This window comes from Nonomuraea sp. NPDC051941 (genome assembly GCF_044593615.1).
Map to the genome: position 1 here is coordinate 14,600 of NZ_JBIUCF010000009.1, position 13,624 is coordinate 28,223.

Below are 13,624 nucleotides of genomic sequence, written 5' to 3' on the forward strand. Positions count from 1 at the left end.
CCTTTTCTCTTCGATGGAGTTGTCCCCATGCGTCTGCGGTGGGTCAGTGGTTGGCCGCGTGCTGCTCGGCGAGTTCCTTGGCGATCGCGTCGCCACCCTGGGACTTCCACTGCGAGACGGTCCCGCTCCAGTCCGACACCGGGCGCTTGCCCGTGATGATCGCGTTGGTCACGTCGGTGATCTGCTGGTTGAGCTTCGTGCCTTTCGCGGCCTGGGTCGGTGAGACCAGGCCGTAGGACGGGTCGCCGACGCCGATGGGGACGATCTCCTGCTGGGCCTGGTAGCTGCGGCGCGTGGCGTCGGCGTTGCCGGGCAGGTAGAGCACGTACGGAGCGGCCGCGATGTACTGCAGGGGCAGGTTCGTCTTGTTCTCGCCGCCGGTGGTGGCCAGCGCGGTGGGCAACGGGTCGCCGGCGGCACCGGTGGTGAAGTGCACCCCGGCCACACCGTAGTTGATCAGCTCGTACTCCTTGCTGCCGAACGGCGCGGCCAGGAAGTTCAGCACTCGCAGCAGCATCTTGATGCGCTCCGGCGACGCCTTCTTCAGGGCGGTGAAGCCGCCGCGGCCGCTGTTGGAGAACACCCCGTTGCCCAGCCACGGAGTCGGGTTGTCGCCGTACGGGCGGACGAAGTCGACCGTGAAGGCGTCGCCGACCCCGGAGACCATTCCCGGGTAGCCGCCGATGCCGCCGCCCAGGGTCAGCGTCGTGCCGTTCATGAAGAACGTGTTCGCCTGGGTGGCCTGGGTGCTCAGCAGGTCCGGGTAGAAGTAGCCCTTGGCGTACCAGTCGCGCAGCCGCTGCAGCACCTCCGGGTAGACCGGGTTCTCGTAACGGCTGGTGAACGCGCCGTCGGCGAGCACCCAGTTGCTGGGGACACCGGCCGCGCCGAGGTGGATGTTCTCGCTGAAGTTGTTGCCGCCCAGCGGGAACTGCCTGGCGGTGGCGAGCTTGGCCAAGCCCTCGGCGAACTGGGCCGTGGACACGCCGAGCCCCATCTTGATGCCGGCGGTCTCGAGCTTCTCCCTGTTGCCGAACATCACGCCGGCGAGCTGGGGCCGGGGCACCGGGACGCCGTACAGGCGGCCGCCGATTCGACCGACGTTCTGCCATGAGATCGTCGGCAGGTTGGCCAGGTTCGGGTACTCCTTGATCGCGTCACCGGAGATGTACTCGGTCAGATCGGCACACTTGGCCTGGGTGAACTGCAGCGCGTTGGACATCGCCAGGTCGATGGTGGCGATGATGTCAGGCAGGTCGCCGCCGGCCATCATGGTGGCGTACTTGGCGTTGAGATCGGCCGCCGGGACGAGGGTGAGGCGCAGGTCCACCCCGAGCGCCTCGTTGATCGCGGTCCACAGCTTGTTGCTCGCGGCCGGGGACGGCGCGGTGCCGTAGGTGATGACCATGCAGGTGACGATCGAGCCGTTGCCCGGCTTGCCGTCGACGGTCTGGGCCAGTTTCTGCGGATAGGTCAGGAAGGCGTCCTGGACGCCTTGGGCGGTGCCAGGCAGGTCCGGCTTCACCAGGTTGATCGGGGTGTAGGTGGGGAGCGGGGCGAGACCCTTGCCCGCGTTGCCCACCGATGTGGCCGAGCCGTCGCCGCAGGCGGCGAGGCCGGGTACGGCGGAGGCGAGCGCGACGCCGCCGGTCAGTCTGAGCAGCGATCTCCGGGTGATGTCCATGGCAAGCGCTTTCCCTTCCGGGTGGGTTGTGCGGTCCGCGCTGGGCGCGGAAGGTGTGCAGGGGGGTGGGCCGTCAGGCGAGGTCAGCCCTTGATCGCGCCGGTGAGCACGCCTTTGGTGAAGAAGCGCTGCACGAGCGGATAGACCGCGAGAATCGGCAGCACCGCGACCACGACGGTGGCCATGGTCGTGGTCTGTGGGGCAACGCCGGCCCCGGCTCCGGCCGCGATCGACGTGTCGGGGTTGGCCCCGAGCATGACGATCTGCCGCAGCATGGGCTGCAGCGGCCAGGTGGACTGGTCGTCGAGGTAGAGCATGGCGTTGAAGAAGCTGTTCCAGTAGCCGACCGCGTAGTAGAAGCCGACCACCGCGATGATCGCCTTGGACAGCGGAAGGACGACGTGCCACAGCACGCGGCCGTCGCCGGCGCCGTCGATGCGGGCGCTCTCCGACAGTTGCGCGGGCAGGCCCTGGAAGTAGCCCCGCATGATGACCAGGTTGAAGGAGCTGATCAGCACCGGGGCGATCAGCGCCGCGTAGTGGTTGCGCAGGTCCAGGTTGCTGACAACCAGGAAGCTGGGGATGATCGCCGGCGGGAACAGGAAGGTGAGCAGGACGCCCAGCATGATCGGCTTGCCGCCGAAGACGTTCGGCCGGGCCAGCGCGTACGCCATCAGCACGGTGGCGGTGAGGCTCACCGCGGTGCCCACGATCGTGACCACGGCGGAGACGAGCACCGCGTGCGAGATCACCCCGGAACCGAACAGCCGCCGGTACGCGTCCAGCGTCACCTGCTCGGGCCAGATCGACCAGCCGCCGTTGCGGATGACCTGCAGGTCAGGCGACAGGCTGGTGGCGACGACCACCCAGAACGGGATGATCACCAGCGCCACCGTGATCATCACCGCGACGGCCTTCGCCGCCTTGGTGCTCGGCCGGGGCGGCTCCATCCAGACCGGACGTGTCATCGGTAGACTCCTTCCTCGCCAAGCCGGTGCGCGACCTTGTTGGCCACGACGATCAGGACCAGGCCGACGAGGCCCTTGAAGATGCCGGCCAGGGCGGCCGGTCCCCAGCTGCCGTTGATCACCCCGTGGTAGTAGGTGTAGGTGTCCAGGACCTCCGCGACCCCGGGGGAGAACCCGTCGCGCTGCAGCAGGACCTGGTCGAAGCCGACGCTCAGGATGTCGCCCAGCCGCAGGATCAGCAGCAGGACGAGGACGGGTCGCAGGGACGGCAGGGTCACGTGCCACAGCCGCCGGCCCCACCCCGCGCCGTCGATCGCGGATGCCTCGTATAGTTGATCGTCGACGTTGTGCAGGGCGGCCAGCACGATGATCGTGCCCCAGCCGCAGTCCTTCCAGATCAGCTCGGCGATCATCAGCGGCTTGAACAACGACGGCTCGCTGAAGACGTTGACCAGGTGGTAGCCGTTGTCGGCGAACAGCCCGTTGAGCACGCCCGCCGCGCCGAGCAGTTGCTGGAACAGCGCGACGACGATCACCCATGAGATGAAATGGGGCAGGTAGACGATGCTCTGGACCGCCTTGCGCACCCACCCCCGGGTCAGGCTGTGCAGCAGCAGCGCCAGGGCCACCGGCACCGGGAAATAGAAGATCAGTTGCAGCGTGGCGAGGCTGATGGTGTTGACCGCCGCCTGCCAGAAGTCGGGGTCGGCGAACAGTGCCCGGAAGTTGTCCAGGCCTACCCAGGGGCTGTTCGCGATGCCCGCGAACGGCAGGTAGTCCTGGAAGACGATGACGTTGCCCAGCAGGGCGACGTAGTGGAACACCAGGAAGTACAGCACTCCCGGTGCCATCATGAGCAGCAATAAGCGGCTGCGGCGCAGCCGCTGCCGCCGGCCGCCGCGCCGGCGCGCGGACTCGGCCGCGCTGGTGGGCGGATCGTCCGTCCGCCGGTCAGCGAGGGTGACGGCCACGTTGCCTCCTGGAAACAGCTACGTAATGGCGCTTGGTCCTCGGCACGTTAAAAGGGTTTCACTCGTACGTCAAGACCCACACTTCGCAAACAGGCAGATAGAGTCTCTCCCCTGGACCGGCCGCGAGGGCACGGGCTAGGCTCTGGAGTAAACCCTTTTAACAAAGCGTGGAACCGCGCACGGAGGTAGAGAACGGCATGGAGAACAGGCGGGCGAGCATCCGCGACGTGGCGGCCCGGGCGGGCGTCTCGGTGTCTACCGTGTCACGCATCCTCAACGGCAGTTATCCGCCGGCGCCGGAAACCCGCGACAAGGTCATGCGCGCGGTCCGCGACCTCGCCTACGTCGCCAATCCGCACGCCCGCGCACTGATCCACCAGGAGACCGGCACGATCGCCATCGTGGTCCGGATGCTCGACGACGGCTTTCTCATGAGCCTGGTCCAGAGCATCGCCAACACCCTCGCCGACGCCGGCCGGTTCTGCCTGATCGGCACCACCGGCGGCGACCCCGATCGCGAGCTGCAGGTGCTGCGGCAGATGAGCGCCCAGCACGCGCAGGCCATCGTCCTCATCGGCGCCGTCACCGAAAGCCCGGAATACGTGCGCGAGACCAGCGCCTTCGCCGGCTCCCTCGCGCAGACCGGCTCACGTCTGGTGCTGTGCGCCCGCCCTCCGCTCGGCCCGGACGTACCCGCCGGCGTGGTCGAGTACGACAACGAGGGCGGTGCGTACGCCGCGACCAGTCACCTGCTGTCGCGCGGCCACCGCCGCATCCTGCTCCTGAGCGGCCAGCAGGACCACAGCACCACGGTGCGGCGGCGGGACGGATACCGCCGTGCCCTGGCCGACCTCGGCGGCGACCTCGACCCCCGGCTGGAGGCGGGCCCCGCGTGGAGCCGCGAGACCGGCTACGCCCGCATGCGCGACATTCTGCGGGCCGGGCCGCCGGACTTCACCGCCGTGTTCGCCCACACCGACCACGTCGCGAGCGGCGTCCTGCAAGCCCTGCGGGAGGCAGGGCTGCGCACGCCCGAGGACATCTCGGTCGTGGGGTTCGACGACGCCACCTTCGCCGCCGATCTCGGACTGACCACCGTGCACATTCCCGCCCGGGAGCTGGGCCGGCTCGCCGCCACGATGGCGATGGCGCCGGACACCGTCGACCAGCGGGTCGTGCTCGGCACTCACGTCGTCGTACGGGACAGCGTCGCGATCGCAACCACCACCGAATAGGAGCATGATGACCCGCCGGCCCGTGACAGCACTGGTCATGTCCGAACCCACCATCCGCCAGCTTTTCGACGACGCACGATTCGGGCGACTACGCGCCCTCGCCCGGCTCGACCGCCCCGTGGCGCTGACCGAGCTCGGCTCACCGTCAAGCCGCGCCCGACTCCGCGACATCGAAGTCATGATCACAGGTTGGGGGTGTCCGCTCCTGACCGGCGAGGTCCTCGATGCCGCTCCCCGGCTGCGCGCCGTGCTGCACGCGGCCGGCACCGTGAAGACGCATCTGACCGACGCCTCCTGCTGGGAACGCGGGATCCTCGTCACCTCCGCGGCCAACGCCAACGCGGTACCCGTCGCGGAGTACACCCTCGCCGCGATCCTGCACAGCGGCAAACGCGTGAGCGCCTTCGCCGAGGCGTACCGGCGGCGGGGCGCCGACTCCGCGTGGCGGGAACGGGTGACCGCCGGGTCGAACTACGGCGGCGTCGTCGGCATCGTCGGCCTGTCGCACACCGGCCGGCGGGTGGCACGCCTGCTGCAGGCCTTCGACCGCACCGTGCTCGTGAGCGACCCCTACGCCACCGAGGCGGACGCCGAGGACCTCGGCACGACCCTCGTGCCCCTGCCCGACCTGCTGCGCCGCAGCGACATCGTGACCCTGCACGCGCCGTCACTGCCCGAGACCCGCAACCTGCTGGACGCCGACCGCCTCGCTCTGCTTCCCGACCACGCCACGGTCATCAACACCGCCCGAGGCAGCCTGATCGACACCGACGCGCTCACCGCCGAATGCGTGAGCGGGCGGCTCAGCGCGATCCTCGACGTCACCGACCCCGAACCGCTGCCGGTCGACTCACCGCTGTTCGGGCTGCCCAACGTGCAGCTCACGCCGCACATCGCCGGAGCCATGGGCACGGAGGTCCATCGCCTCGCCGAGGCCGCCCTCGACGAACTCGAGCGGTACGCGAAGGGACTGCCTCCGGCGTACCCGATCCATATGCGCGACCTCGCCCGCATCGCCTAGGAACCCCGGTAAGGCGGTGTCCGGATGGCGTGGCCGCACCGGAACCGGGCTCTCTTCCCGCGGCCCGGTCAGCCGGCCAGCGCCGCGGCGATCCGCTCCTCCGCCCAGGGCACCATGAGGAAGCCGCGTTTGACCGTCAGCACCTGCACGCCCGCCGTCCACGACTGGATGCCGGGCACGGAGGCCAGCGTGCGCGAGGTGAAGTGGTGGATGTCGGCCGTGGTCGGCACGATCACCTCGCAGATCAGCGACGTCTGGCCCAGCAGGGAGGCGATCATCCGCACGCCGCGCTCGTTCGCGAGCCGCTCGGCGACGGCGTCCTGCATGCTGGGTTCGACCGACAGCCAGAAGAGCAGCTCCGCCTCGTAGCCGAGTGCGGCGGCCGGGATGAACGTGGCCGTGATGGCGCAGCCGCGCTCGACCATGGCCTCGAAGCGCCGCCTGGCCGTGCTCTCGCTGATGCCCAGCCGGTTGCCGACCGACTGGAAGCTGGCCCGCCCGTCCTCGCGCATCGCCGCCAGCACGGCGCGGTCGACGTCGTCGAGGTGCCCGCGCTCGCAGGTGTGCAGGGGCGGCTCCAGCGCGAACGGCGCCGCCTGCTCCCCGACCACCGGGACGCTCCAGTCGTAGCTGCGCTTGTAGGTGTGCAGCACGAGGTCGGCGACGCTCTGCTGGGTGCCGGGGATGGCGTGCACGACGTCGACCAGCATCGAGTACAGGTCGCGGTCCTTGGGCGCGACGAGCTCGAAGACGATGTCGTAGCCGCCGGTGACGATGGAGACGTACCGGATGTCGGGGTTCTTGGCCAGCAGCCCGGCGACCCTGAGCTGGCTGCCGGGCGCGCACGACAGCCGCACGATGAACACGTGCACCGGCCCGTCGTGCTCGAGGTGCGGCAGCACCGCCACGCGGGCCAGGCCCGCGGCGAACAGGTGCTGGGCCCGCCGCGCCACCGTGCTGGTGGAGATGCCCAGCAACTGGGCGATGTCGGTCCAGCTCGCCCTGCCGTTCACGTGGAGCGCGGCGAGGATCTTCCGGTCGAGGTCGTCGAGATCTTCCATCGGGGGCATCATCGCGTGTTCAGCGCCGCCCGCGCACCTTGTCGAGGAAGTCGCGGACGGTCGTCTCCCACAGCTCGGCCTCCTCGACCTGCGGCGAGTGGCCGGACTTCTCGAATACCCGCAGCTCAGCCTGGGGGATGAGGCGGACGATGGTCTCGCTGCACTCGACCGGCGTGATCCAGTCGTGCCTGCCGACGGTCACCAGGACCGGGGCCGTGATGCCGGGCAGCAGGTGCTTGATGTCGTAGTTCGGCTGGTTGACGGCGAAGGCGTGGTTGTGGGTGAGGTAGTGGTACGGAGTCGCGGCCACGCGCTGCTCGACCTTGGCCGGGTCGTAGTCGTGGTCGTAGAGCGGCAGGATCTCCCGCCAGCAGTCCTTCAGGTCCGCGTCGTCGCGGACGGTGCCGGACATGATCCGATCCAGCTTGGCCGGGTCGATCCGCACCCGGGACGAGGCGGCGGCGTTGCGGGTGGCGAGCTCCTGGTTCGCGTTGTCGGCCGAGGTGTCGCGCAGCACGACGGCGCTGACGCGGTCAGGGTGGCGGGCGGCGTACTCCATGGCGATGAAGCCGCCGTACGAGCCGCCGGCGATCACGATGCGCTCGGCGCCGAGCCATTCGCGCAGGCCCTCGACGTCGGCGACCCACTGCTCGTGCGTGAACGGCCCGTTCTGTCCGCTCCTGCCCGATCCTCTGGCGTCGAAGACGACCACCCGGTAGGCGTCGGCGAGCCGGCCGAAGCCGGCCTTCGGCTCGGCGAGCGAGCCGAGCCCCGGGGCGCCGTGGTGGGCGATGATCGTCTCCTCGCCGTGGCCGAGGACCTCGACGTTCAGGGGGTTGCCGTTGATGTCGACGAACACGTGTCTGCCTTTCAGATGATGACGTCGGTGAGCTCGCGCGGGTACGCCGTGAGCCGGCGCGGCCCCGACTCGGTGACCAGGACGGTGTCGGAGATGCGGTACCCGGCGTGCCCCGGCACGTACACGCCGGGCTCGCTGGACAGGATCATGCCGGGGGCCAGCTCGGTGGTGTCGCCGTCGGACAGCCACGGCGGCTCGTGGAAGCCGAGCCCGATGCCGTGCCCCTGCCGGTGGCGGAGGTACTCGCCCAGCCCGGCCTCCTCGATCACCGCCAGGCAGCGGCGGTTGGCCTCCTCGCAGGTCAGGCCCGCGATCAGGGCCTCGGTACCGGTCTCCTGGGCCTCGCGGACGGTCTCGTAGTAGCGGGCCTGCCGCGTGGTGGGCTCGCCGATCACGAACGTGCGCTCGCTCTCGACGAACCGGCCGCCGACCGCGCAGCCGAGCGAGAGCATGAACGTCTCTCCCGCCCGCAGCCGGTCGCCGCCCGGCAGCCGGTGCGGCTGGGCCGAGTTGGGGCCGCCGTAGACGAGGCCGCCGGTGAGCATGGGGACCACGATGACGTCCTGGTGCCTGGCGTACATGAGGCGGGCGCCGTGGCTGATGACGTGGGAGGCCAGCTCCGTCTCGGCGGGCAGCTCGCCGCCGGCTTCGAGGGCCGCCCTGACCAGCTCGACGCCGGCCTCCAGCATGGCGTCGGCGATGCGCGCGGCCTCCTCGTGCAGGGTGATCTCCTCGGGCGTCTTGCGCAGCCGGACGCGGCCGACGGCCTCGCAGGTGCTCCAGCGGGTGCCGGGGAACGCCTCGGCCAGGGCCTGGGCGCGGGCGACGCTGGTGGAGGGTGCGTACGCGGCGGTCGCGGGCCGGCGTACGTGGCCGGCGAGCACCGCGAACGGCGGACGGCGGCCGGGGAACTCGGGATAGGCCACGATCTCGGCGCGGGCCCGCTGGTCCTGGGCGTACTCGCGTTCGAGGTCCGGCACGAGCAGGACCGGGTCGCCGTCGAGCGGCAGCCAGCAGGCGACCGGGCGCTCGTTCGGGAAGTGGTGGAAGCCGGTGAGGTAGGCGACGTCGAGCGGGTCGTCGAGCAGCAGCGCCGACAGGTCCTCCGCGGCCATCTCCGCGCGGACGCGGGCGAGCGCGCCGGCGTAGAAGGCGTCGGGGAGCCGCTGGCTGAAGGTCATGAGTCGCTCCTGTGGTTGCGGGCGTCGTTGTAGGCCACGGACAGCAGCGTCGTGGACAGGACGAGCAGCAAGATGGCCAGCGACGGGAAGAGCGTGGTCCACCAGGCGGAGGCGAGCGAGCCGGACTGCTGCGCCTTGTGCAGGATCGTCCCCCACGACCAGCTGTTGGGGTCGCCCAGGCCGAGGAAGGAGAGCCCGGCCTCGGCGAGCACGGCGCGGGAGGTGGTCAGCACGACCGACACGCCGACGACGGGGATGACGCCGGGCAGCAGGTGCTTGCGGACGATCCACAGCGACGAGCCGCCGACGACCTTGGCCGCCGACACGAACGGCATGGGCACGATCGCCAGCGCCTGCGAGCGGACCACGCGGGCCACCTCGGGCCAGCTGAACAGCGCGATGACCACGGCCAGCGTGCGCACGCTCGGCCCGGCCAGCGCCGCCACCAGGATCATCAGCGGCAGCACGGGCAGCGACAGCGACAGGTCCACCAGCACGCCGAGCGGCGTGTCGAGGCGGCGGAAGTAGGCGGCGCTGACGCCGATGAGCAGGCCGATCACGATGGCCAGCACGGAGGCGCTGACGCCGACCGCCATGCTGACCCGGGTGCCCCACACGACCTGGGCGAACACGTCCTGCCCGATGTCGTCGGTGCCGAACCAGTGGGCGGCCGACGGCGGCTGGGAGGTGTCGGCGCCGTACCCCTCGGGGAAGGGCGCGATCAGCGGCGCGAGGACCGCGACCAGTGCCAGCAGCACCAGCACGACGCCGCTGGCCAGGCCGAGCGGGTTGCGGCGGAACGCGCTCCAGGTCCGCTGCCTGGGCGTGAGCTCGATGGCAGCGACGGTCATGAGGTGCGCACCCTGGGGTCGAGGATTCCGTAGGCCACGTCGGTGATCAGGTTGGCGGCCACGACGGCCGCCGCGAGCAGCACGAACGCGCCCTGCAGGACGGGGAAGTCGAGCTGGCCTACCGCCTCGTAGATGGCGCGGCCGATGCCCGGGTAGGCGTAGATCGTCTCGGTCAGCACCGCGCCGCCGACCAGGGTGCCGAGCTGGAGCCCGGCGATGGTGGTGGTCGGCAGCAGCGCGTTGCGCAGGGCGTGCTTCCACACGACCTTCCCTGGGCGGACGCCCTTGGCCTTGGCCAGTGCGACGTAGTCCTCGCCGAGCGCGTCGATGAGCGTGGTGCGCATGGTGAGCACGTAGCCGCCCAGCTGGATGAGGACCAGCGACAGGCACGGCAGCACCAGGTGGTGCAGCATGCTGAGCGTGGCGCCGAAGCCGGTGGCGTCGAGGTCGACCGCGCCGCCGATGGGGAACCAGCCGAGCCAGACCCCCAGGACGTACATGAGGAAGATCCCGACGCTCGGCACGAACAGGGACTGCGCGGTGACGCCGGTGACCTGGATCAGGCGGTCCAGCCACCCCTTGGCCTTGGTGGCGGCGAGCACGCCGAGCGGGATGCCCAGCGCGATCGTCACCACCATGGCCGAGATTGTCAGGATCAGCGTCCACGGCAGCCGCTCCATCAGCACGGTCGTGACGGGCACCGACTGACGGAACGACATGCCGAGGTTGCCGTGCAGGAGCTGGCCGAGGTAGTCGATGTACTGCGCGCCGAGTGACTTGTCCAGGCCGAAGTCGGCCAGGAGTTTCTGGCGGAGCTCCTCGGTCATGTTCGGGTCGGCCACGGCCAGCACCGGGTCGCCCGGCAGCAGGCGCACCAGGAAGAACGTGACCGTGACCGCGAACCACAGGGTGAGCAGGCCGCGGGCCAGCCGCAGGCCGATGAACCGCATGGCGATCAGCCCGCCGGCCTGGCCGCGGCGAGGGAGAGCGGGTTCAGGATGGACAGCAGCTCGCTGGGCATCGGCTTGAACCCGGTCCACTTCGTGGAGTGCGCGATGTTGAACGTCTCCACGTACAGGACGTTGTCGTAGACCTGGTCGTGGATGATCCGCGCGGCCTCCTGGATCGGTGCCTTGGCGTCGGCGGGGCTGAGCGCCCGCTGCGCCTGGTCGATCAGGTCGTCCAGCTTGGGGTCGCTGACCTGGGCGTAGTTGATGAACCCGCCGGTCTTGAAGGCCAGCCCGAGGTTCGCGGGCGGGTTGTCCATGACGGCCCAGGAGCCGGCGTAGATGTCGAAGTCGCGCTTGAGCGTCTTGTCCAGGTACGTGTTGCGCTCCAGGCCCTGCAGCTTGATCGTGATCCCGGCCTTCTTCGCCGAGTCGCGGACCATGGGGGCCCAGCGGGCGATGTTCGGGTCGGCCTGGTCGTAGACCATGCTCAGGCTGAGGTCGGTCACCCCGGCCTCGGCCAGCAGCTTCTTGGACTGCTCCGGGTCGAAGACGTACTCCTTCGAGGACGGGTCCACGTAGTCGGGCAGCGACGGGGTGAGCACGCTGGAGTTGGAGGACTTGGCGAAGCCCTTGAGCGCGATGTTCCTGATGGCCTCGTAGTCGACGGCCTGCGCGAGCGCCTGCCGGACGCGGACGTCGTCGAGCGGCTTGCGCTTGGTGTTGTACTGCAGGTGCGCCCAGCCCAGCGACGGGATCTGCTGCAACGTGACCTTCGGGTCGTTCTTCAGCTCGGTCGCGGTGGCGGGCGGCAGCACGTTGCCGATCAGGTCGATCTCGCCGTTGCGCAGCGCGAGGACCTCGGTGTTCACGTCGGGGAAGACCCGGAAGACGATCTCCTTGACCGCAGGCGTGCCGGGGCCGAAGCCGTCCACGCGCTGCATGATGTAGCGCTGGCCGCGCTCGACCTTGGTGAGCTTGAACGGCCCCGCGCTCACCCAGTCGGCGTCGTTGGCGAACTTCTGCACGCTGGGTGCCTTCTCGAAGACGTGCTTGGGCACGACCGGCAGCCAGAAGCCGACGTTGTCGAGGAAGGTGCCGTCAGGGCGCTTGAGGGCGAATCGCACCTCGGTCGGCGAGACGGCCTCGGCCTTGTCCAGCGCGGTGATGAGCCCGGCGACCACGCCGAACTTCTCCTTCTGCACCGTCGTCACCGAGAAGACCACGTCGTCGGCGGTGACCGGCTTGCCGTCGGACCACTTCATGTCGTCGCGCAGCTTCACCGTGGCGGTCTTGCCGTCGTCGGAGTAGGACCACTCGGTGGCCAGGTACGGGACGCGCTTGCCCGACTCGTCCATCTGGGTCAGGTGCGGGTACATGAGATTGGTCACCCACGAGTCGGTACGGCTGTTGCCGACCAGGGGGTTGTAGTTGACCACGTCGGCGGTCGTGCCGATGGTCAGCCGGTCGGCGTTGGCCGGCGGCGCGCTCTGGGACGACGACGACTGGCCCGGCACGCTCGGAGCGCAGGCCGCCGTCGCGATGGCCAGTGCGGCGAAGACGAGGATGGAGCGTCTCATCAGAACCAGACCTCTTCCAGCACGCGCATGACGTTGCCGCCGATGACCTTGGTGATCTCGTCGTCGGAGTAGTCGTGGGCGACGAGCCAGGAGATGATGTTCCAGAAGCACTCGGCCGGGTTCTCCAGGCCGTCCACGTAGGCGACCTTCTCGTACGGGGTGCCCGCGTGCGCCTCGTTGAGCGACAGGTGCTCGGCGAAGGTGTCGTGCAGCCCCACGTGGTCGCCGAACAGCGTGTCGGGGCCGAAGGCGACGTGATCGATGCCGACGAGGTCCACGCAGTAGGTGAAGTGGTCCATGACCGACTCCAGGCTGTGGCGGGGGTGGTCGGGCGAGAGCGTGGTGTGCGGGGCCGCCTCCAGGCCGATCACGCCGCCGCGCTCGGCCGCCGCCTTGATGACGGAGTCCGGCTTCATCCGGTTCGTCGGCCAGACCGAACGGGCGCCCGCGTGGGTGATGAGGATCGGCTTGGTGGAGTGGCGGATCGTGTCGAGCGAGGTCTGGTCGCCCGAGTGGGAGACGTCGATGGCGATGCCGAGCTTGTTCATGCGGCGCACGGCCTTCTCGCCGAACAGGGTCAGGCCGCCGTCGCCGCGCTCCTTCAGGCCGCTGCCCAGGGTGTTGGCCTCGCTGTAGGCGATGCCCATCTGGCGGACGCCGAAGCCGTACAGCATGTCGATCCTGTCGACCTCGTTCTCGATCATCGTGGCCGCCTCGAGAGCGAGCACGAGGCCCATGCGGCCGCCGGCGTGCGCCTCGCGCACGTCGGCCAGGCGCTCGACCTTGATGAGGAAGTCCTGGTGGGCCAGGTCCGACAGGCGCATGCCGATGTCGGCGATCACGTCGTTCCACTTCCAGCCCGCCTGGCTGGTGATGCAGCAGGTGCCGTCCATGAGGTTGTCGAAGACGACCGTCATGCCGGAGCGGGCCAGGCCGGCGTAGCCGGTGTGGTGGCGGGCGGTGCGGTTGTAGTCGACGGTCTGGCCGATGTCGTCGGGGAAGATCGACGGGTGGTCGTGCAGCGAGACGACCAGGCTGTCGACGAGCAGGCGGCGGACGCGCTCGGTCTGCTCGGTGGTGAGCTCGGGCCCCTGGTACGCCGGAACCCTGCCGAACTCGGGCGCCAGGTCGAACTCCCGGTAGTCGACGCCTGCTTCCAGGTACTCGTAGGAACGGTAACCCTTATAGCTCTTCGCGGCTTCCAGCACTGGCAGTCCCTTTCATCCGATTTCGAGGAAGCTTGCCAGGATCGGGCGTGAAAGGCAA

General features: G+C 69.6%; 12 protein-coding genes. 2 read left to right on the forward strand and 10 right to left on the reverse strand.

From position 1 onward, the window contains the following. Positions 1 to 43: 43 nt before the first annotated feature. The 3 genes from ACIHFD_RS17190 to ACIHFD_RS17200 form a co-directional block, all read right to left on the reverse strand. On the reverse strand, positions 44 to 1,684 hold the full coding sequence (locus ACIHFD_RS17190; RefSeq protein WP_397367699.1) for an extracellular solute-binding protein: 1,641 nt from the start codon (positions 1,682 to 1,684) through the stop codon (positions 44 to 46). Positions 1,685 to 1,767: 83 nt separating this feature from the next. Next, positions 1,768 to 2,652, reverse strand: coding sequence for a carbohydrate ABC transporter permease (locus ACIHFD_RS17195; protein WP_397367700.1), 885 nt, complete (start codon positions 2,650 to 2,652; stop codon positions 1,768 to 1,770). Beyond that, positions 2,649 to 3,623, reverse strand: coding sequence for an ABC transporter permease (locus ACIHFD_RS17200; protein WP_397367701.1), 975 nt, complete (start codon positions 3,621 to 3,623; stop codon positions 2,649 to 2,651). The genes ACIHFD_RS17195 and ACIHFD_RS17200 overlap by 4 nt, the downstream gene beginning before the upstream one ends. 197 nt (positions 3,624 to 3,820) lie before the next feature. Here ACIHFD_RS17200 and ACIHFD_RS17205 point away from each other — a divergent pair, with 197 nt between their 5' ends. Both ACIHFD_RS17205 and ACIHFD_RS17210 read left to right on the forward strand, forming a co-directional pair. Next, positions 3,821 to 4,858, forward strand: a complete 1,038-nt coding sequence (locus ACIHFD_RS17205) for a LacI family DNA-binding transcriptional regulator (protein ID WP_397367702.1) — start codon at positions 3,821 to 3,823, stop codon at positions 4,856 to 4,858. A gap of 37 nt (positions 4,859 to 4,895) precedes the next feature. Continuing rightward, positions 4,896 to 5,879, forward strand: coding sequence for a hydroxyacid dehydrogenase (locus ACIHFD_RS17210; RefSeq protein ID WP_397367703.1), 984 nt, complete (start codon positions 4,896 to 4,898; stop codon positions 5,877 to 5,879). 68 nt (positions 5,880 to 5,947) lie between these two features. On the opposite strand, the gene ACIHFD_RS17215 is transcribed toward ACIHFD_RS17210, so the two are convergent. From ACIHFD_RS17215 to ACIHFD_RS17245, 7 genes are read right to left on the reverse strand one after another with little or no spacing between them, the layout of a single operon-like run. Then, positions 5,948 to 6,940 carry an Lrp/AsnC family transcriptional regulator gene (locus ACIHFD_RS17215; RefSeq protein WP_350741173.1) on the reverse strand — a complete coding sequence of 331 codons (993 nt, stop codon included), beginning with the start codon at positions 6,938 to 6,940 and terminating at the stop codon, positions 5,948 to 5,950. A gap of 19 nt (positions 6,941 to 6,959) precedes the next feature. Then, complete coding sequence (locus tag ACIHFD_RS17220) at positions 6,960 to 7,799, reverse strand: alpha/beta fold hydrolase (RefSeq protein WP_397367704.1); 840 nt, start codon at positions 7,797 to 7,799, stop codon at positions 6,960 to 6,962. A gap of 11 nt (positions 7,800 to 7,810) precedes the next feature. Continuing rightward, positions 7,811 to 8,980, reverse strand: coding sequence for a M24 family metallopeptidase (locus ACIHFD_RS17225; protein ID WP_397367705.1), 1,170 nt, complete (start codon positions 8,978 to 8,980; stop codon positions 7,811 to 7,813). Then, entirely contained in the window at positions 8,977 to 9,831 is an 855-nt protein-coding gene (locus ACIHFD_RS17230; RefSeq protein WP_363968068.1) for an ABC transporter permease, read from the reverse strand. Before ACIHFD_RS17230 ends, ACIHFD_RS17225 begins: the two co-directional genes overlap by 4 nt. Then, complete coding sequence (locus ACIHFD_RS17235; protein WP_397367707.1) at positions 9,828 to 10,781, reverse strand: ABC transporter permease; 954 nt, start codon at positions 10,779 to 10,781, stop codon at positions 9,828 to 9,830. The genes ACIHFD_RS17230 and ACIHFD_RS17235 overlap by 4 nt, the downstream gene beginning before the upstream one ends. 5 nt (positions 10,782 to 10,786) lie before the next feature. Continuing rightward, positions 10,787 to 12,358, reverse strand: coding sequence for an ABC transporter substrate-binding protein (locus ACIHFD_RS17240; RefSeq protein ID WP_397367708.1), 1,572 nt, complete (start codon positions 12,356 to 12,358; stop codon positions 10,787 to 10,789). Then, positions 12,358 to 13,566: a membrane dipeptidase gene (locus ACIHFD_RS17245; RefSeq protein ID WP_350741185.1), complete on the reverse strand. Its 1,209-nt coding sequence runs from the start codon at positions 13,564 to 13,566 to the stop codon at positions 12,358 to 12,360. The genes ACIHFD_RS17240 and ACIHFD_RS17245 overlap by 1 nt, the downstream gene beginning before the upstream one ends. Positions 13,567 to 13,624: the final 58 nt, after the last annotated feature.